Annotated in this window: 17 protein-coding genes; 12 read left to right on the top strand and 5 right to left on the bottom strand. The window is 34.6% G+C overall.

The genetic code is table 11. The features are described 5' to 3' along the window. Positions 1-65: 65 nt before the first annotated feature. Genes HR057_RS12940 through HR057_RS12930 form a run of 3 tightly spaced genes read right to left on the bottom strand, consistent with a single transcriptional unit; the run spans position 66 to position 2,375 of the window. Positions 66-1,721, bottom strand: a complete 1,656-nt coding sequence (locus HR057_RS12940; protein ID WP_173731866.1) for a b(o/a)3-type cytochrome-c oxidase subunit 1 — start codon at positions 1,719-1,721, stop codon at positions 66-68. Beyond that, the gene (locus tag HR057_RS12935) at positions 1,721-2,200 is read right to left on the bottom strand and encodes a cytochrome c oxidase subunit II (RefSeq protein WP_173731865.1); all 480 of its coding nucleotides are present in this window, start codon (positions 2,198-2,200) and stop codon (positions 1,721-1,723) included. Before HR057_RS12935 ends, HR057_RS12940 begins: the two co-directional genes overlap by 1 nt. 31 nt (positions 2,201-2,231) lie before the next feature. Then, positions 2,232-2,375 (bottom strand): cytochrome c oxidase subunit 2A, encoded by a 144-nt coding sequence (locus HR057_RS12930; protein ID WP_173731864.1) that lies wholly within the window; start codon positions 2,373-2,375, stop codon positions 2,232-2,234. A gap of 336 nt (positions 2,376-2,711) precedes the next feature. Between HR057_RS12930 and HR057_RS12925 the strand changes: the two genes are divergently transcribed. From HR057_RS12925 to ligD (HR057_RS17100), 4 genes are all read left to right on the top strand, one after another. After that, positions 2,712-3,293, top strand: a complete 582-nt coding sequence (locus HR057_RS12925; RefSeq protein ID WP_173731863.1) for a beta-class carbonic anhydrase — start codon at positions 2,712-2,714, stop codon at positions 3,291-3,293. A gap of 83 nt (positions 3,294-3,376) precedes the next feature. Further along, positions 3,377-4,243 carry a non-homologous end joining protein Ku gene (ku, locus tag HR057_RS12920; RefSeq protein WP_173731862.1) on the top strand — a complete coding sequence of 289 codons (867 nt, stop codon included), beginning with the start codon at positions 3,377-3,379 and terminating at the stop codon, positions 4,241-4,243. A gap of 10 nt (positions 4,244-4,253) precedes the next feature. Further along, complete coding sequence (ligD, locus tag HR057_RS17105) at positions 4,254-5,225, top strand: non-homologous end-joining DNA ligase (RefSeq protein ID WP_230474444.1); 972 nt, start codon at positions 4,254-4,256, stop codon at positions 5,223-5,225. After that, positions 5,192-6,121 (top strand): non-homologous end-joining DNA ligase, encoded by a 930-nt coding sequence (ligD, locus tag HR057_RS17100; protein WP_230474443.1) that lies wholly within the window; start codon positions 5,192-5,194, stop codon positions 6,119-6,121. Before ligD (HR057_RS17105) ends, ligD (HR057_RS17100) begins: the two co-directional genes overlap by 34 nt. Positions 6,122-6,148: 27 nt before the next feature. Here ligD (HR057_RS17100) and HR057_RS12910 read toward each other — a convergent pair whose 3' ends face one another. Then, positions 6,149-6,595 carry a chemotaxis protein CheX gene (locus HR057_RS12910; protein WP_329955883.1) on the bottom strand — a complete coding sequence of 149 codons (447 nt, stop codon included), beginning with the start codon at positions 6,593-6,595 and terminating at the stop codon, positions 6,149-6,151. 328 nt (positions 6,596-6,923) lie between these two features. On the opposite strand from HR057_RS12910, the gene HR057_RS12905 reads away from it, so the two are divergent. The 4 genes from HR057_RS12905 (at position 6,924) to HR057_RS12890 (ending at position 13,547) form a co-directional block, all read left to right on the top strand. Next, the gene (locus tag HR057_RS12905; protein ID WP_173731861.1) at positions 6,924-8,009 is read left to right on the top strand and encodes a type III polyketide synthase; all 1,086 of its coding nucleotides are present in this window, start codon (positions 6,924-6,926) and stop codon (positions 8,007-8,009) included. A gap of 10 nt (positions 8,010-8,019) precedes the next feature. After that, the gene (locus tag HR057_RS12900; protein WP_173731860.1) at positions 8,020-8,580 is read left to right on the top strand and encodes an isoprenylcysteine carboxyl methyltransferase family protein; all 561 of its coding nucleotides are present in this window, start codon (positions 8,020-8,022) and stop codon (positions 8,578-8,580) included. A gap of 541 nt (positions 8,581-9,121) precedes the next feature. After that, positions 9,122-12,868 carry a dynamin family protein gene (locus HR057_RS12895; protein WP_173731859.1) on the top strand — a complete coding sequence of 1,249 codons (3,747 nt, stop codon included), beginning with the start codon at positions 9,122-9,124 and terminating at the stop codon, positions 12,866-12,868. Beyond that, positions 12,810-13,547, top strand: coding sequence for a CBS domain-containing protein (locus HR057_RS12890; protein WP_173731858.1), 738 nt, complete (start codon positions 12,810-12,812; stop codon positions 13,545-13,547). The genes HR057_RS12895 and HR057_RS12890 overlap by 59 nt, the downstream gene beginning before the upstream one ends. Before the next feature lie 75 nt (positions 13,548-13,622). Here HR057_RS12890 and HR057_RS12885 read toward each other — a convergent pair whose 3' ends face one another. Continuing rightward, positions 13,623-14,498, bottom strand: a complete 876-nt coding sequence (locus tag HR057_RS12885; protein WP_173731857.1) for an NAD(P)-dependent oxidoreductase — start codon at positions 14,496-14,498, stop codon at positions 13,623-13,625. Positions 14,499-14,966: 468 nt separating this feature from the next. On the opposite strand from HR057_RS12885, the gene HR057_RS12880 reads away from it, so the two are divergent. The 4 genes from HR057_RS12880 to HR057_RS12865 all read left to right on the top strand — a co-directional run bounded on the left by HR057_RS12880 (position 14,967) and on the right by HR057_RS12865 (position 19,124). Then, positions 14,967-15,227, top strand: a complete 261-nt coding sequence (locus HR057_RS12880; RefSeq protein ID WP_173731856.1) for a YpbS family protein — start codon at positions 14,967-14,969, stop codon at positions 15,225-15,227. A 15-nt stretch (positions 15,228-15,242) separates the two neighbouring features. Then, on the top strand, positions 15,243-16,094 hold the full coding sequence (locus HR057_RS12875) for a sulfurtransferase (protein WP_173731855.1): 852 nt from the start codon (positions 15,243-15,245) through the stop codon (positions 16,092-16,094). Between the two features lie 282 nt (positions 16,095-16,376). Further along, on the top strand, positions 16,377-18,827 hold the full coding sequence (locus HR057_RS12870) for an S-layer homology domain-containing protein (protein WP_173731854.1): 2,451 nt from the start codon (positions 16,377-16,379) through the stop codon (positions 18,825-18,827). Between the two features lie 153 nt (positions 18,828-18,980). Further along, a complete protein-coding gene (locus HR057_RS12865) occupies positions 18,981-19,124 on the top strand; it encodes a hypothetical protein (RefSeq protein WP_173731831.1) in 144 nt (47 codons plus the stop codon). Positions 19,125-19,143 lie beyond the last annotated feature (19 nt).

Below are 19,143 nucleotides of genomic sequence, written 5' to 3'. Positions count from 1 at the left end.
TTGTCATTTTGGTTAGGATAGGGTATAATTTCCATTATTGTTTTGTAAAAACAATTGGTTTTTTATTAACGACCAATTACATTTGTAAAACCAGGTGATCCTGGAGGTGCGTTCTGAATCATATCAATAAATGGTACTGTGTATGCGAATAATACTAATACGAAAGTGATAGCCACCCAAAGTTTGAAGTTCTCAAACACAGCAGGTACTTTTTCAGCATTCGCATGAACTTCTCCAATAGGGAATTCTTCTTCACCTTTTGGAGCAAAGAACGCAAGGTTAAAGAAAATAATAACCATTAAAACAGCACCTAAGAATAGGATTGAACCGCCAACTGCTTGAGCAATTTGGTATGGAATCCAAGCAAGTGTATCTTCATTGCCTGCATATGTTGAGAATGCTGAACGGCGTGGTGCTCCAAATAAACCGGCAGCATGCATTGATGCAGACATAAAGAACATACCAATTGTCCATAACCAAGTTTGAGCAAGAGCTACTTTATTCATTGTTGGTGTTAACTTACGGCCGGTGATAGAAGGTACTAGCCAGAATGTTACACCAAAGAATGTCATTGCACATGCAGATGCTACAGTTAAATGGAAGTGTCCAGTAATCCAAATTGTGTTGTGTACAACTTGGTCTAATTGGTGAGATGCGTTAACGATACCGCCAGCTCCACCAGGAATGAATAACAACATACCCATAAACGGTGCTAAGAAGCGAGCATCTTTCCAAGGTAGTTTTTTCCACCAACCGAAAAGACCTGTTGCGCCTAATTCACGGCCACGCAATTCAAATGTAGCAAACATTGAAAATGCTGTCATCAATGACGGAATAACAACTAAATATGTCAATACAACTTGCAAGTATTTCCAGAACGGATCAATTCCAGGTTCGAGCAATTGATGGTGAAATCCTACTGGAATTGAGAATAGGATAAACAATACAAATGATAAACGAGCTAATGCATCACTGAAAATTTTTCCGCCAATAACTTTTGGAATAATTACATACCATGCCATATAAGCAGGTAATAGCCAGAAATATACAAGCGGATGTCCGAAATACCAGAATAATGTACGGCTAATCAAAATATCAATTGTTGGAACAAGTCCTAAAGACCAAGGAATAATTTGTACTAAAACTGTAGTTGCTAATCCAAGGCAAGCAACTAACCAAAGGATCATTGTACAAACACCCATAAAGCTTAAGAGAGGTGTAGTTTGACCTGGATTATCTTTTTTCCAACGAGCATGGCGATGGAATACTACAAAACCTTCAACCCAGCTACCTACAACAACAAGAGTAAGACCGATGTAATGTAGTGGGTGAGCCATCATTGGTGCATACATTGTATAAAGAACTGAAGCTTCACCTAATAATACGAAAATAGCTGCTGTAATAGTACCAATTGTCATCATCCAATAGCCGATCCAGCCCCAGCGGCGTTCGCCATCTGTATAGGATCCAGCTGCTTTACTTTGTGTTGCTAATATAAAACCTATAATAAAGAAAGTAGTTAATACAAGACCTAAAAGAACACCATGAACAGTAAGTACTTGATAATAGTTAATGCCAGCTGGCAATTGTAATTTACCTGTACGGACGAACACTTGCAGTAAACCTGCTAAAGCTCCAACTAATAATGCAGTAAATGCAACATATAGGTGAGCCATTACGAGTTTAGCATCTTTTGAGTTAATACTAGCAATACCTTTCATTATTCAACCACCTCCACAGTAGCAAACATTAAGTGGTGACCTAATCCACAATATTCATTACATACAATTGTATATTTACCTGGTTTATTGAATGTAGTTTTAACAGTATTGATATAACCAGGCTCTAACATCATGTTTGCATTTGTACCTGCAACTTCGAAGCCGTGGATTACGTCAGTTGTTGTACCAATAAAATTGACAGTTGAACCAACAGGAATTTGAATAACTTTTTCTGGACCAACATCATAGTTAAATGCTGAAGCAACAACAACTAATTCATAATCTTTGTCGCCAACTTGCTTTAATCCAGGTTGGTTGAATGGTTCTGTTTCATATACCTTTGCTGGATCAACAGTCACTAAACAGCTTGGTGGTTGATTACCCATATAAAATGCACTAACTCCAATTGTAACGGTGAACACCAGCAAAGAAGCTATACCAAATAATAGCCAAATTTTTTCATACTTATGAATGTGCATAAAGCCCTATGCTCCTTTCTAATCAATACATTTATTGTCGGTCTAAGAATAGATTAAATGCACTAAACCAAGTAATAAGAATAATTAGTCCTAGGATGCCGACGCTTGCTAGTGTTCCTTTTAATGAGCTGCTGTCTTCCACTTCTGTTTTTTGATGGAATTCAGGTTTTGCCATTTTTTCACTTCCCTTCCTTTATAAATTGATGATGATTGAAGAATGAATATAAAAACTTTCATTATGCTTATATATTACAAAAGAAACAAATCGAATCCATCACAATTTTACACTTTTCACAAAATGTTCATAAGTGATATAAAAACTATGCAAATAGTGAAAACTGTAAACCCCTTATGAATAAAGGGATTTTGTATGAAAAAGTTGTGAACATATTGTGAAAACGGTTTTAGTCAAATCGTTAATGATAAGTAAATTGTAGAAATATATGTTATTTTGTAGAATTTTAGTAAGGAATGAAATGGGTTCAATGAAACCAACATAAGGAGGATTTTCATGAGTCGGTTAGGTGAAATTTTGGAACATAATAAGCAATTTGTTCATAATCAAGAATATGAACAGTTTCGAACAACGAAATATCCTGACAAACATATGGTGATTTTAACTTGTATGGATACACGCTTAACCGATTTATTGCCAAAAGCAATGAATGTTAGACATGGTGATGCAAAAATTATTAAAAATGCTGGGGCGATTGTATCACATCCGTTTGGAAGTATTATGAGAAGTATTCTTGTTGCTGTATATTCTTTAGGTGCAAAAGAAGTTTTTGTTGTTGGTCACCATGACTGCGGTATGACTGACTTATGTTCTCATGAAATTTTAGATGAGGCAATTTTGAATGGAATTTCGGAAGAAACAATTGATATTCTCCGCCATTCTGGCATTGACATTGATGAATGGTTAAAAGGGTTCTCAAACGTTGCTGATAGTGTTGCACAATCTGTCAGCAGAATTCGCCATCATCCGCTCTTTCCAAAAGATGTGGCTGTCCACGGTTTAATTATTCATCCCGAAACTGGGAAATTAGATGTTGTTGTAAATGGATATGAAGTTATTGAAAGTACGATTACATAACGAAGCTTAAAGACATTCTTTTCATAGAATGTCTTTTTTTTACGCATATTATGATTGAAAAAGTAACCGAAAGGGGGCATTTCATGCAAACAATATGGAAAGGGACAATTAGTTTTGGGTTAGTTAATATCCCAATCAATCTTTTTGCAGCAACTGAAAATAAGGATATTAGTTTTCGTTCGCTTCATAAAGAATGCAACAGCCCGATTAAATATGAAAAAGTTTGCCCAGTTTGCGATCGGGAAGTAACGAATGATGAAATCATTAAGGGTTATGAATATGAACCGGGAAAATTTGTTGTCATTTCTAGTGAAGAGTTAAAAGAAATAGCACCGGAAAGCAATCGAACAATTGAAATTATTGATTTTGTAAAGCTTGACGAAATTGATCCGATTTATTTCGATAAATCCTATTTTCTCGGTCCTCAGGAAAATGGTTTAAAATCGTATTATCTTTTAAAACAAGCGATGGAACAAACGGGAAAAATTGGTCTTGCGAAAATAACAATCCGTTCAAAAGAAAGTTTAGCTATCGTTAGAGTATATCAATCAGCCCTTTTGCTCGAAACGATATTTTTTCCGGATGAAGTGCGCAATGTCGAACATGTACCTGGTTTAGAACCAAAATTGAAATTGGACGAAAAAGAATTAAATATGGCGATACAGCTAATTGAACAGCTGACAACTCAGTTTGAACCAGAGAAATATACAAATGATTATCGTTCAACATTAATGGAGCTAATTGAATCAAAAGTTACAGGGAAAGAAATTACTGTTCCAAAAGAGTGGCCAAAAACAAATGTTGTTGATTTAATGGCAGCTTTGCAAGCAAGTATTGATCAAACAAGACCATTGAAACAAGTAGAAAATAATGAAGGAAAGGAAATGATGAAGAAGAAAAAAAAGCTTTCCGTCCGTCCTAAGAAGGACAAGCTAAAAGAGGTACGTTAGGAGGAAGGGATTGAAAAATATTTATTTGAAACCAATGGTGCCTACATTAGTAGATACTATCCCATCGGGTGCAGAATGGATATATGAACCAAAGTATGACGGTTTCCGTGCATTATTATATATTTTTGAAGACCAGGTTGAACTCATTAGCCGAAACTTGAAAAATCTATCGACTGTTTTTCCAGAAATTATTTCTTATGTACAGAACTTGCTCCCAGGATTACAAACCTATCTCCCTTTTGTTTTGGACGGGGAAATTGTTATTTTAGAATCCCAATATAGAGCTAGCTTTGAAAAAATTCAAGAGCGGGGGAGAATGAAAAATAAAAAGAAAATTTCCCAATTCATAAATGTTTTTCCTGCAGACTTTATTGCTTTTGATTTGTTAATGGTATCTGGAAGACGATTGAATCATATGCCTTTGATGGGAAGAAAAGAAGAATTGGCATCTATTTTCTTTACGATTTTAGAAAATTCTCAAGTACAAAAGAGGCATACCACTCATTTGAAACTAATCGAAACGTTTGATGATAATGAATTGCTGTGGTCAAAAATTGTCAGCGAAAATGGCGAGGGAATTGTCGCAAAACGTGTAACGAGCAAATGGATTGAAGGAGCAAGAACAACCAATTGGTTAAAAATTAAAAACTGGAAACGAGCTAATTTTTTTATACTATCATTAGAAAAGCAAAACAGTTATTTTCATGTCGGCTTAATAAAAGGGGATTCAATCGTTCATGCAGGACTTTTTTTTCATGGACTAAACGAAGAGGAAAGGAATGCCCTAACGGAAATTATTAAAAAAAATGCGATGAAAGAAGACGCTAAATTTATTTATCTAAAACCTAGTATTTGTGTAGAGCTTCTATTTATTGATTGGTATAAAGCTGAAATTAGGCAACCGCGCTTTTCAAGATTTCGTTTTGATATCAAATGGGAGGATTGTACATGGGAAGAGGCACAGAAACGGTCCATGAAATAGTCATAGATCGTGTTGCGATTCAGCTAACCAATCTATCGAAAATCCTCTGGCCGAAAAAAAAGATTCGAAAAATTGATTTTTTACAATATTTGATGACTGTGTCCCCTTTCATGTTACCATTTTTAAGAAATCGTTTACTAACAACGATCCGTTATCCGAACGGGATTAACGAAGAAAAGTTTTATCAAAAAAATTCTCCTCCATATGCTCCGTCTTTTATTACTACAAAATATGAAGATGGAACGAACTATATCATTTGTCAAAATGAAGCAACTTTAATATGGCTTGGGAACCAATCTGCAATTGAATACCATATTCCTTTTTCAACAATAGACACAAAAAAACCGACAGAAATTGTTTTTGATCTTGATCCGCCATCAAGGTCTGAATTTAAAATGGCGGTAGAAGCTGCTCTAATGTTAAAAGAATCATTTGATCGTCTGAGGTTGATTTCATTCGTTAAAACATCTGGAAATAAAGGATTGCAAATTTATATTCCATTGCCCAAAGATGTTTTTTCTTTCGAAGATACAAGGATTTTTACATCATTTATGGCGCAATATTTAGTTGAAAAAGAGCCTCGTTGGTTTACGATGGAACGTTTAAAATCGAAAAGAGGCAATCGTTTATATGTGGACTATGTTCAACACGCAGAGGGAAAAACAATTATTGCTCCGTATTCAGTCAGGGGAAATGAAGAAGCGTTAGTCGCAACTCCATTAGAATGGAATGAGGTAAATGAACATCTTCATCCAGAGGATTTTTCAATCGAAACATTGAGCCAACGGTTAAAAGAAAAAGGTTGTCCATTTAAGAAAAAATATTTTGATGCAGAACAAAAACAGCCTTTTCAAACTGTTTTGGATCATTTAAAGGTTGAGGCTGGCAAGACATAAAAGCCAGCCTTCTATTCCAATGAAAAATTAATTTTCCAACATTAATACAATACCGATTTCGCCTTTTCCTATAATATCTACACCAACACGAAACGCCAGATCGGAATTATGCATAATTGAACCGTCCATAACAACGGTTGGAGGGGTAATATCGATGTCAATACCTTTTCCGGCTAAAATTGTACAAAGATTCCCTGCCAGCATATTGCCAAGCTCTCCAGTAAACGATTGGAGCATTTCTCCATCTAAATGCATTCCAAACATCTCTTCTCCGATGCCGCAAAAAGTTTTCGCCCGGCTTTTTATAACTAAACTTCCACGGATCGATCCAATCATTCCTATGAGAACACCTATTTCAGATTTTAATAGTGGTTCTTTAAATAGGGAAGGTTTTCCGACAACTATAGGAATGGGAATAACATTTTTAACAGATTCAATTGTTCCATTTAGAACATGAGTAATTTTTTCTCCCACCGACAGACAAACCACTCCTAAATTGATTTAGTAGTACGATAACTTTACTAGGTATATAATACCACGAAATTTGTCTTATGGAATTAATATTAACATATTTTTTTACAAAAGAGGATATAAAATTACAATAATTGACACAAGTAATGAGATAACAAATCGGGTAAAATAAAGTTGCACAACAAACCTTCAAAACGTCGGTATTGATAAATTTTTCCTATTACCTTCCTAACATTAGGAAGGTTTTTTTGTTTTGTAAATTAAATTGGATGATATCTAAAATAATGGAAATAATATCGATAAATGGCTATTCATAAAGGAGGAACATTTATTGGCAAAAATTGCATCAATAGGTCTTTGCACCCCTCCATACCGAATCACACAAGAAAAAACGATAGAAATTGTTCGTGAGCTTTTTCGAGATTCTTTTAATGAAATAGAACGCTTGTTAAAAGTATTTGAAAATGGTCAAATTAAAGAGCGTTATTTTACTGTACCGTTAGATTGGTTTATAAAAGACCATTCTTTTATGGAGAAAAACGATCTTTTTATTGAAAAAGCAGTTCAGTTTGGAAAAGCTGCAATTCGGTCTTGTCTCGAAGACCCTGTTTGTTTGAGAGAGCGGGTTCCCTATGAAGAAATTGATGCCATTTTTTTTATTACTTCCAGCGGTATTTCGACACCAACCATTGATGCGAAAATTATGAACGAACTTCCGTTTCACGAACATTGTAAAAGAATACCGATCTGGGGATTAGGATGTGCAGGCGGTGCGAGTGGGTTGTCTAGAGCTTTTGAATATTGCAAAGCATATCCAAAAGCAAAAGTACTCGTTCTTTCTGTTGAACTTTGCAGTTTAACATTTCAGAAAAACGATATGTCAAAGAGCAACCTTGTCGGAACTTCTCTATTTGCTGATGGCATTGCTTGCGCATTAGTTTGCGGTGATGAAGTTGACCTTAATAAAGAAGATCATCGATTTTTACCAAAAATTAAAGCAACTCAATCTACGTTAATGCCCAACTCAGAAGATATTATGGGATGGAAAATAAGGAACGAGGGGTTTTACGTCATTTTTTCAAAAGATATCCCATCAATCATCCGTAAATGGCTCGGTCCAAATGTTAACAAATTTTTAGAGAAACAACATGTAAGAATTGAGCAAATCGAGCATTTTGTTGCTCATCCGGGAGGAAGAAAAGTATTAGAAGCATATGTAGATGCTTTACAATTAGATGTAGATAAAATCAAGATTCCTCTTAAAGTTTTAGAAAACTATGGGAACATGTCCTCTGCGACTATTTTTTATGTTTTAAAACAGTTTTTGGAGAAGAATTGCAAAAAGGGTGAATATGGATTATTAACTGCTTTAGGTCCCGGTTTTAGTTCAGAATTGTTATTATTAAAATGGGAATAGGTGGTCAAATATGTTTTTTAGTTGTTTTATAGCTCTAATCATATTGCAAAGAATCGTAGAGCTTGGCATTGCAAAGAAAAACGAAAAATGGATGAAGGCACGTGGTGGGTATGAAGTGGGGAAGGAACACTATAAATATATCGTCCTAGTTCATATCCTATTTTTTGTTACCCTTATTATTGAAGTATTTCTTTTTGAAAAACAGCTTTCTCCGCTATGGGTGATATTTTTATTTATTTTTTCTATAGCTCAAGTGATACGAGTATGGAGCATCATGTCTTTAGGTAGGTTTTGGAATACAAAAATTATAGTCGTTCCAAATACAAATATTATCGAAAAAGGGCCATATAAGTGGGTTCGGCACCCAAATTATTTAGTCGTTTTGATTGAATTGTTAGTTCTTCCTTTAATATTTGACGCATTTTGGACTGCAATCATCTTTACGATATTAAATATTGTTGTTTTAAAGCATCGCATTCAATTAGAAGAACAAGAACTAATGAAAGGTACAAATTACGGAATAATATTTCAAAATCGGTACCGTTTTGTGCCATCAAGAAATCGACCGTAGTTTAAGCATTCTTTTGAAAAAGATGCAAACGATTTCAAAAAAGTATTGAAAATCTTTATCAATGGTGTTATGATAAAAGCATAAAAAGAGTGAAAATAATTATCACTATCGGTGTCTAATTAACTGCGGGATGGTGTTGAGGATGGTATTGGCCTTTATTTCTGTTACGGTTATTGCTTGTAGTTCTTTAACGTATTATATATTGCATAATATTGATCCAAGCACACGCTCTTAATTATGTTTTACATAGAAATTGAAGGAAAGAAAGTTTAGGCATACAAGCTAATGAATTGCAGCTTTGTATGCTTTTTTTGATTTTAAATAAATTTTTGAAACATCAGCTCTTAAAATGGCTCCAAACGAAAAATTCCTTTAGATGCCTCCTATTTTTAAATAATAATTTCCAATCCTTGCTTATTTTTCTTATGACATTTTTTAGTGTTTATAAATAAAAACAATTGAGCATTTGTTCAACAATTGGTAACATAGGTTAAAAAGGTTCAAAATTTTGTCATAATTATGTGAGGGATAGAAGTCAGCTATGTTAGAAATGAATCGTTTAACAGCAATTTATATGGAATTAGATGCAAAAGGAGACCTAGTCAATGCCGAAAAGGTGAAACAGCTTATTGATAAGCTTCGAAACAACGAATTTACGATTGCTTTTTGCGGCCATTTTTCAGCTGGAAAATCAACGATGATGAATCAGTTGATGGGTAAGGATGTATTACCTTCCAGCCCAATTCCAACGAGTGCAAACCTCGTGAAAATAAAAAAAGGAAAAAGTTATGCAAGAGTTTATTATAAGAATGCCGATCCTGTTGAATTTCCAGCACCTTATGACTATGAAGTCGTCAAAAATTTTGCCAAAGATGGAGAAACGATTGAATCTATTGAAATAAGTGATGAAGATATTAAGCTGCCTGAGGGGGTAGCAATCATGGATACACCCGGCATTGATTCAACGGATGATGCACACCGAATTGCTACAGAATCAGCTCTACATTTAGCAGACGTTGTTTTTTATGTAATGGACTACAACCATGTTCAGTCCGAACTTAATTTTTCGTTTACAAAAACATTAAAAGACCGGGGCAAGCCTGTCTACTTAATTATAAATATGATCGATAAACATAATGAGGCAGAGCTTAGTTTTCATTCATATAAATCAAGCGTAGTAGAAGCGTTTAAAACTTGGGGTGTCAACATTGATGGCATCTTTTATACATCTTTAAAAGATTTTAGCCATCCGGAAAATGAATATGCAAAGCTTGAACAATTTTTAATTAGCATACTTTCAAAGAAAGATGAACTCCTTTTAAATAGTGTTATGCAAGCAGCAAAACAGCTCATTGAGGACCATTTACAATTTTTTGATGACACAAATGAAGAAGTACGCAAAAACTACGAAGCTGAGCTTGAACATTTATCGGAACAAGAAAAGAAACTTCTTCTTGAGGAGCTGGCAAGTCTAGAAGAAACTCGCAAAAATTATATTGATAAGAAAATTAATTTAAAAGATGAGTTTGAAAACGGACTTAAAAAAATACTTGATAATGCATATTTAATGCCGGCTGCCACAAGGGATTTAGCGCATTCTTATGTGGAAGCTGCACAACCGGATTTCAAAGTAGGCTTTTTATTTGCCAAGAAGAAAACGGAAGAAGAACGGAAAGCCCGTTTACAAGCATTCTATGAAAGCTTTAAAAAGCAAGTAGAATCGCAGCTTGATTGGCATTTAAAAGATTTTGCGGTTAAATTTTTCAAACAAAATAAAGTGGATCATGAAAATTTCATACAAACCATTTATGAAGAATTGACAGTTTCATTCCAGCCCGATTTGTTGCAAAGTCTTGTCAAAAAAAGCGCAGGAGTTACAGGAGAGTATATTTTAAATTATACGAATGATGTTTCCAATGAATTAAAGAGGCTCTATAAAAACCGTGCGTTAGATATCTTTGTTGAAGGAAAAAAGCTTTTTGATCCAATCATTGACACAGAATTAAATGTTGTCGAGGATAAATTAGAGAGTTACCGTCAATATAAAGGAGCAGTTGATGGCTTAAAAGCATTGAATGAAAAAAGAAAACAAGTTGAATTGAAGTTATTGGGATTACTAACGGAACCATTATTGAAAGACGTTTTAGACAAAACAGATCGCTTGCTGAAAGAATGGAACGAATGTTTCTTAAATGTTGAAATTAAACAAATGGAAATGAAAGTATCTGATAAGGAAACTGTGAAAAGTGAACAATTGCAGGTATCTGTCATTCAAGAAGTTGATGCAAAAGTAGAAAGCACGTTTGGAAATGTTTTAAATGCAGACGACTTTAATGTTAAAAATCGTTTGGAAAAAACGGTAACAAAATTAAATAAAGCGCTTGGCTTATTACAAGGAATCAAAGGCATTCATACGCTTGCCCATGATATGGCAGAAAAAGCAATACGGTTATCTAATCAACGTTTTACAGTTGCGTTGTTTGGGGCTTTTAGTGCAGGAAAATCATCGTTTGCTAATGCTTTAATTGGTGAAAAGTTACTGCCAGTGTCTCCTAATCCGACGACAGCAACAATTAATAAAATTTTACCGGCAAATGAAGATTATCCGCATGGCACCGTTCTTGTAAAAATAAAAACGGAAGAGCAAATTTTTAGAGATGTTGAGCAATCATTAGCGTTGTTTCAAAAGAAATGTCATTCAATGGATGAAGCATTAACGATTATTCAATCCCTTTCTTATGATGGGAACGATCCAAAAGAAAAACCTCATTATTCGTTTTTGAAAGCTGTTCAAATTGGATATGATTTTATTAAAAATCATTTAGGTGAACTGTTAACTGTTGATTTAAAAGGTTTTGAAGAATATGTTGCCAAAGAGGAAAAATCTTGTTTTGTAGAGTGGATTGAACTTTACTATGACTGTCCATTAACAGCACAGGGAATTACTCTTGTGGATACACCGGGGGCTGATTCAATTAATGCAAGACATACAGGTGTAGCTTTCGAATATATTAAAAACGCTGATGCAATCTTGTTCGTTACTTATTACAACCATGCCTTTTCAAAAGCGGACCGTGAATTTTTAATTCAGCTTGGCCGAGTGAAAGAAGCTTTTGAACTTGACAAAATGTTCTTCATTGTAAATGCGGCCGACTTAGCTAAATCGGAAGAAGAGTTAAAACTTGTTGTTGATTATGTAGGCGATGAGCTGAAAAAATTTGGCATACGTTTTCCAAGGATTTATCCGCTATCAAGTAAATTGGCGTTGGAAGAAAAACTGGCAGGTTCCAACTACGATGGAATGAATGCATCCAGAATTGCGGCATTTGAACATGCATTCCATTCATTTATCATGAACGATCTTCTAGAAATATCTATTCAATCTGCTCATGAGGATATAAAGCGTTCAGTTGCAGCGCTCGACAACATGATTGCAGCAGCAAAAGAAAGCGATGAGATTAAGCAATTGAAAAAAATGAAAGCTGAACAAGCTAAATCACAAATAATAGAGCAGCTTGAAACTAAAGAATTCATTGTTGAGGAAAGGTCGTTAATCCAAGAAATTGAGGAATTACTATTTTATGTTTCCCAGCGTAGTTTCTTCCGCTTTAACGATTTTTATAACGAAGCATTTAACCCATCTTCGCTTCGTGACGATGGCCGTGATTTAAAGAAAGCTGTTCAAGGTTGTTTAGAAGAGTTGCTTGGGAATATCGGATTTGACCTTTCTCAAGAAATGCGTGCTACTTCACTGAGAGTGGAAAATCATATTAACAAATTACTAAAAGATGTTCATGGACAAATAGAAAAAATGATTGCAGGGATTCATCCGATTTCCTTATTGCCGCCAAGAACCCGTCATTTTGATACGATGGAGTTCGACAATGCATTTGCAGGAGTAAAAAGGGAACCGTTTCAAGCTTCTTTATCAACTTTTAAAAATCCAAAGTCTTTCTTTGAACAAGGTGGAAAGCAAAAACTAAAGGAACAGCTTGAACAATTAGTTAAATCTCCTGTCCAATCTTACGTTGAAAAAGAGAAGACACATTTTATAGACGTTTACCGTCAACTCCTTCTTGAACATATGCAAGAAATGATCAAAGAAATCATCGAAGAAGTGAACGATTATTTTGAAGGATATTTAGCGGCACTATCTGAAACTATTGATATTGAAAAATTAGAAGATGTAAAAATCAACATTGAAACGATTATAAAAGGGGAAGGAGAAAATGAATTCAACGAAGAAAGAGGATTACACAAAGTCGGAGCGGTTTTTAGCGGCATTTAACATCATTTCAAGTGAAATTGAGAAAATGGTTGAGGCCCGCGGTCATATACCGTTTTACAGGCTAGTTGATATGGCAAAAAAGAAAAACGGATTAATTATGACTTATAAAGATGATTTGAAAGAATTGTCTGAACTTAGAAATGCGATTGTCCATGGACGGCATTTTCCTGCATACACGATAGCAGAGCCGCATCTTTCAGTTGTTGAATTAGCTGAAAAAATTGCTGAAGAATTAACGAAGCCGAAAACGATCATACCGTTTTTTGAGTGTGAAGTAAAAACATTTCAAAAAACAGATCATTTAAGAGAAGTGTTAAAAGTTATTAAACAACACGGGTATTCCCAGTTTCCTGTGTACGATCAAGATCGATTTGTCGGTCTTTTGACAAATCAGGGGATCACGATGTGGATTGCTCAAAATTTTGATAAAAATTCGATGGGTAATTGTTTGGACGCATATTTATCAGACGTTCTATCATTTGAAAAAATAAAAAAGAATTACATTTTTATGAGTAAAAATAAGAATATTTATGATGTCCGGGAAAAATTTCTCAATCATTTTGATCTATATGCAACAAGACTCGAGGCTGTACTAATTACTGAAAATGGGCGCCCTGATGAAAAACTGCTTGGTTTAGCAACGCCGTTTGATATGGTCCGAATACCTTTCTTGACCTAAACAATTATTAACCGTTTGGTATGAAAAATATAAAAAGCCAACATCTCTGCTACATAGCAGAAATGTTGGCTTTTTTTAATTGGATAGCTTTTTATTCAATAACAAGTAAAGAGCGGACATATCTTGTTCACCGAGATTTTCTTCGATTGCTTCTTTTAAAATTTCCGTAATTTGGGATCCGATCGGTAGTTGCATGTTAACACTAGCAGCCATTTCCTCAGCAAGCTTCATGTCTTTATGTAAAAGTTTAATTGCAAATCCTGCTTCATATTCATTTTTAGCAATGAAATTGTTGTAATGGCGGTCATATATACGACTTTGGGCATAGCTGTTATTTAAAATATTAAATAATAAATCTAAATCGACTCCCATCTTTTTACCTAAATTCACTGCTTCGCTTACAGCTTGTGTATGAATAGCAACCATTAAATTGTTAATTAATTTTACAACTGAACCACTGCCGGTTTCACCGATATGATAAATATTTTTTCCCATTACTTGAAATAGAGGGAGAACTTTTTCAAAGACTTCTTTTTCTCCGCCCACCATGATTGTGAGAGTACCATCTTCAGCTCCAAAATTCCCTCCGCTGATTGGCGCATCGAGAAAATCAATGCCCTTTTCTTTTGCTGCCTCAGCAATTTTTTTATTTAAACCCGGTGCAACTGTACTATGATCGACTAAAATAAGCCCTTTATGACCGTTATTGATTAAACCGTCTTCACTAAAATATACTTGTTCTACATCAATTGGCAATGGCAGACATGTGAATATTACATCAAGAGTTCTCGCCATTTCAGCTATAGTTAAACCAATCTTGCCTCCTGAAGCGGCAAAAAGTTCTTCTTTTCCTTTGCTGCGGTTTTTACCTACAACCTCGTAATTTGCTTTTACTAAATTTTTTGCCATCGGAAGACCCATATTTCCAAGCCCTATGAAACCAACTTTCATGTCCACATCTCCTTTTAAAAAAATAGTTCGAAATTTGCTTCTTATTGGGCTAAATGTTCCCATATATTTATTTTCTCTTAATCTTATAAGAATCCTCTAGATTTTTTGAAGGAAGTTTTAATAAATGTGTTGAATATAGTTTTAGTTAGTTAAGTTTTTCTTTTTTATTTATGTTTTCAAATCATTTTTTGATGAACGACCCAGCTTTCTTTATGCAAAATCTTTAATAAAAAATAGGAATAGATGACGATTCAATTTGCTTAAATTTGGGATATTTGGTATATGGCCATATTTTTGAAAAGTTGAAAGTAAAAGGCTTCATTTTCAAATTTCTTCTGTTTAAATGGATTTATATCTTTGGGAATTATTGGCTAGTGACTTGTTTATTGATCAATGGTTCAAAATATTTGTTAAATCATTTAAAATATTTACTTAGGGAAAGGAATTCAAACAAAGGGGAGACGAACGGTGAGTGTACATCATGCGATTAGTAAACATTCTGAAAAGCAGCATGCCATTGTAAAAAAATTTTTGGAGTTAGACCAAAAAAGGGAAGCATATATTGAAAAAGCGATTGAATTATGTAAAAAAGGCTTGCCTTTTTCAACTGAAGATATTAATGCAGTGACTAAAGAAATGAATGAGTTAAGATCGACAGGGATTGTTAATTCATTACCTGAGAGAAAATACGTGACTGTCGAAATGGTTAAAGAATATGTTGAAAAATAATTGGGAGTGGGGCATATGAAAAATATCGTTACAGTAGATTGGCTGCATGAACGTCTTGAGGATCCTTCAGTATGTGTGATAGATTGTCGATTTGAACTTGGTAACCCGGGGAAAGGACTTTCTTTATACATAAAAGATCATATTAACGGGGCTTTTTACTTCGATTTGGAAAAAGATATGTCTAAACCGCGTGAAAAACACGGTGGAAGACATCCACTCCCAGTATTAGAGCGCTTTATCGATAAGCTTAGTGCTGCTGGAATTGATGCTCATACGAAAGTAGTAGCTTATGATGATCAAGGTGGAATGATGGCCGCTCGGTTTTGGTGGTTATTGAAATATTTAGGTCATGAAAATGTTTATGTTCTAGATGGAGGTTACAGTAAATGGGTGGAAAAAGGGTATCCTATCTCTGAAGAAATTCCTTCTCCTTCTAGAAAACAGTTTCAAGTAAACATTCGTCCTGAACTTTTATGTAATGTTGACGAGGTCAAAAATATCATTGCAACAAAAAGTGGCTACCTTTTTGATTCGCGAGCAGAAGAACGATATACAGGACAAAAAGAAACGATTGATCATAAGGCAGGCCATATTCCAGGAGCTTTCAATTATTTTTGGAAAGATTGTATTAATGAGAAAAATGAATGGAAAAGTATTGATCAATTGAGGGAAAGATTTCAGGCATTTAAGCAAGATGATCAAATTATCGTGTATTGCGGTTCAGGTGTATCAGCTTGTCCAAATATAATTGCTCTTGATGAGCTGGGATATAATAATGTAAAGCTGTATTTAGGAAGCTGGAGCGATTGGATTAGTTATGAGGACAATCCAATTGCTGTAGGTCCACAACACTCGGAAATAAAATAAAAGGAATTCAAGCTCTTATCCTTATGATAAGAGTTTTTTTTTTGAATATTTTTAAAAGGGCAATTCACCTTGTTTTGGAAGAAAATTGGCGTTGATAACATTCTAGAAAAGTATTTAAATAAAATATTGTAAGGCATCTATAATAATATGGAATTTAGTTACTATTGCAAAGTAGTATTGAAGATGTTTTACTAGAATAGTAAATTGTTTATGAATTCACTTGTGAATTGAAAAAAAGAAACAAATGACACTTCATAAATCACTTTTAGGAGGAATACATTAATGTCTAATAATACAAAAAGATTTAACAAGTTTGTAGCAACGGCAACAGGTGCAGCGGTTGTCGCAACAATGGCAGCACCTGCAGCGAACGCAGCTTGGACTAACACTCCGGACTGGTTAACTGATTCTTTACAAGATCTTGTAAACTACGGTGTGATTGATGCTGATTCAACAGTAAGTGCTACAGGCGAAGTTACACGCGGTGAAGTTGCTCTATACTTTGCAAGAGCATTGAAATTAGATATGGAAAACGTTGAAAATCCAAATTTTGCGGATGTTCCAACTACACATAAATATTATAATGCTATTGCTGCACTAGCAAATGCAGGAAAAATGAATGGTACGGAAAAAGGTTTCGAACCAGACCGTGTTATTAATCGTGCTGAAATGGCATCTTTAATCGTAAAAGCTTTCGGTTATGAATATGGTAATGGTAATAACTTGCCATTTACTGACCTAAAAGGTGCAGAATGGGCAAAAAATGCAATTGCTGGTCTAACAGATGCCGGCATTAAACTAGGTGTAAGTGAAACAAAATTTGCACCATTATCAAAGTTAACTCGTCAAGATACAGCAGCTTTCCTTTGGAAAGTAATGAAAGATCAAGGTATTGATTTTTCAAAGGTTGGTGCATTAACGATTAATGAAGTTCATGCAGTGAATCCAACTTCTATTAAACTTGTCGGTACTGCTCTAGATCAATTAAAAGCTGACCAATTACAGATAGAAGGAAATAAAGTTGTATCTGTTACAGCAAATGAAAATAAGAACGAAGCCATTGTAGTTTTTGAAAAACCTTTTGTTTCTGGTCAAGAACAATTAATTAAGTTCATTGAAAAAGTTGAAGGTGAATCTGACAAAGTAACAGAATTCAAGTTCACTTTCACGCTTGATATCGAAACTATTGAAGCTACAACTGTTCGTGTTGATGATCATACCGATAAGCAATACCTGGGCTTCACTATTAACGATGGACAATCCATTAACGTGAATTATCTAAAAGATTCAGGCTATACAGTTGAATTTCAAGCAACGAAAAATGTGTTTGAAGATGCATCAACAGGTGAGTTAAAAGAAGAGGCATTAAAAATTAATGAAAAATTTTCCTATAAAGTTGTCATTAAGAAAGACAAGGTTGTAGTTGAATCTCAATTAACTGAAGTAGAAGTCCTTGACTTTTCAACTTTCTTAACTTCCATTAATGAGGTAACTGTATCTCAAGGAGACGTTGTTGTGGATAGCAGCAAAGTTACAGTTGAAGACGGTGCGGTTAAAGTTCAAGCAGTTAAGGCGACAGCATTAAATGGTGTGACCATTAACAATCCAACGGTAACATATACGTCTTCAAATCCTGCTGTTGCAACAGTAAATGCACTAACTGGAGAGGTTACTCCAATTAAACCTGGTACTGTTACTATTACAATTACTGCAGATGATGCGAAGAAAGAAATTCCATTAACAGTTGTTACTGGAGCACGTGAAGCTTCTAAAGTAGTTGCTACGACAAATAATGTAAAATTGCTCGCTTCAAAAGCTCAAACGGTTGATTTACAAGTTGTTGACCAATACGGAGATGAATTTGAAGGTACACTTTCTGTAGTTTCTAAAGATAACGATATTGCAACTGGAAATGGAGACAGTGCGATCGTTGATGGCAAAGCTACAGCAACAATTACAGCTATTGCAAAAGGGAATACAACTATTGAAGTTAAAGCTGGAGACAAAGTTTTATCAACTATTCCTGTTGCAGTGTCTGATGATAGTACTGTTGCTTCAAGAAAAATAGAAACAGTTCAAGCTTCTGCTGATTATAAACTAGATATTGTACAAGGTTCGAATGATAAAGCTCTTCAACTAGTATGGAACCAATACAATGCTGGTGGTTTCTTAATTGGACCTGAAACAGATTTTGCAAAATATACAGTTGAATCTTCAGATAATACGATTGTAAAAGTTGCTGCCGATGTAAATGGTGTAATTACAGTTTCAGCATTAAAAGAAGGTACAGCAAATGTAGTTATTAAAGAAGGTACTGTAACGAGAGAGACAGTTAAAATTACGGTTGTTGATACGACACCTACTATTACTGAAATTAACTTTGAAAAAGTTGAGGATTTGACAACCGAGGGTGCTTTCACTCAACCAGTTCTAAAACCAGAAGGAATTAAACTTTCTTCTTCTGATTACAATGCAGAAATTACAAAAGATGGGACAATTTTTGTAGACGTTGACAACAATGATGTTTATGAACAAGCTAATGACATCACATTAGGCCAAATTTCAGCACTATACTCTGGTGTAGCTAATGATATCGCTAATTTAGGAGTAAACGCTGGTTCTATTCAAGGTACGCTTGCTTCTGGAGCAAAAGGTACAATTGTCGTTAAAGTAACAAGAAATAAAGAAGCTGCAGCATTTGCGACTTCAACAATTAAAGTAAATGTAAAATAAAATTGAAACATTGCTTTTCAAAGAGGGCTAATGAAAAAAGCCCTCTTTTTTCATTAATATTATGTTAAAGTTTTTCTGTTATGACAGTGAATAATTTCCATCTATAGAATCCAACGAACACTCCTATACTAAAATTAAAGGAGGTATCCAACGTTGGGAAGATCAAAAAACGCAAATCCAAATGCAATGAGAAATAACAACGCAAAACGGATGGAAGAGCGGTCGCGGATTGCGAAATTCGCTTCCTATGCTGAACAAGAAGTTGATAAATTAGAAAGCGGACAAATAAAAAAATAATTACAAAAAATGGATATAC

It is taken from the genome of Calidifontibacillus erzurumensis, from assembly GCF_013303125.1.
In the GTDB taxonomy this organism is placed as follows: Bacteria; Bacillota; Bacilli; order Bacillales; family Bacillaceae_J; genus Calidifontibacillus; species Calidifontibacillus erzurumensis.
Note: the sequence above shows the minus strand (reverse complement) of the source record. Positions and strands in the feature narration are given on the sequence as shown.

Excerpts from the sequence above, each read along its gene's own strand:
- HR057_RS12940 (WP_173731866.1), bottom strand. The coding sequence starts at position 1,721 with ATGAAAGGTATTGCTAGTATTAACTCAAAAGATGCTAAACTCGTAATG.
- HR057_RS12935 (WP_173731865.1), bottom strand. The coding sequence starts at position 2,200 with ATGCACATTCATAAGTATGAAAAAATTTGGCTATTATTTGGTATAGCT.
- HR057_RS12930 (WP_173731864.1), bottom strand. The coding sequence starts at position 2,375 with ATGGCAAAACCTGAATTCCATCAAAAAACAGAAGTGGAAGACAGCAGC.
- HR057_RS12925 (WP_173731863.1), top strand. The coding sequence starts at position 2,712 with ATGAGTCGGTTAGGTGAAATTTTGGAACATAATAAGCAATTTGTTCAT.
- ku (WP_173731862.1), top strand. The coding sequence starts at position 3,377 with ATGCAAACAATATGGAAAGGGACAATTAGTTTTGGGTTAGTTAATATC.
- ligD (WP_230474443.1), top strand. The coding sequence starts at position 5,192 with ATGGGAAGAGGCACAGAAACGGTCCATGAAATAGTCATAGATCGTGTT.
- HR057_RS12900 (WP_173731860.1), top strand. The coding sequence starts at position 8,020 with ATGTTTTTTAGTTGTTTTATAGCTCTAATCATATTGCAAAGAATCGTA.
- HR057_RS12895 (WP_173731859.1), top strand. The coding sequence starts at position 9,122 with ATGTTAGAAATGAATCGTTTAACAGCAATTTATATGGAATTAGATGCA.
- HR057_RS12890 (WP_173731858.1), top strand. The coding sequence starts at position 12,810 with ATGAATTCAACGAAGAAAGAGGATTACACAAAGTCGGAGCGGTTTTTA.
- HR057_RS12885 (WP_173731857.1), bottom strand. The coding sequence starts at position 14,498 with ATGAAAGTTGGTTTCATAGGGCTTGGAAATATGGGTCTTCCGATGGCA.
- HR057_RS12875 (WP_173731855.1), top strand. The coding sequence starts at position 15,243 with ATGAAAAATATCGTTACAGTAGATTGGCTGCATGAACGTCTTGAGGAT.
- HR057_RS12870 (WP_173731854.1), top strand. The coding sequence starts at position 16,377 with ATGTCTAATAATACAAAAAGATTTAACAAGTTTGTAGCAACGGCAACA.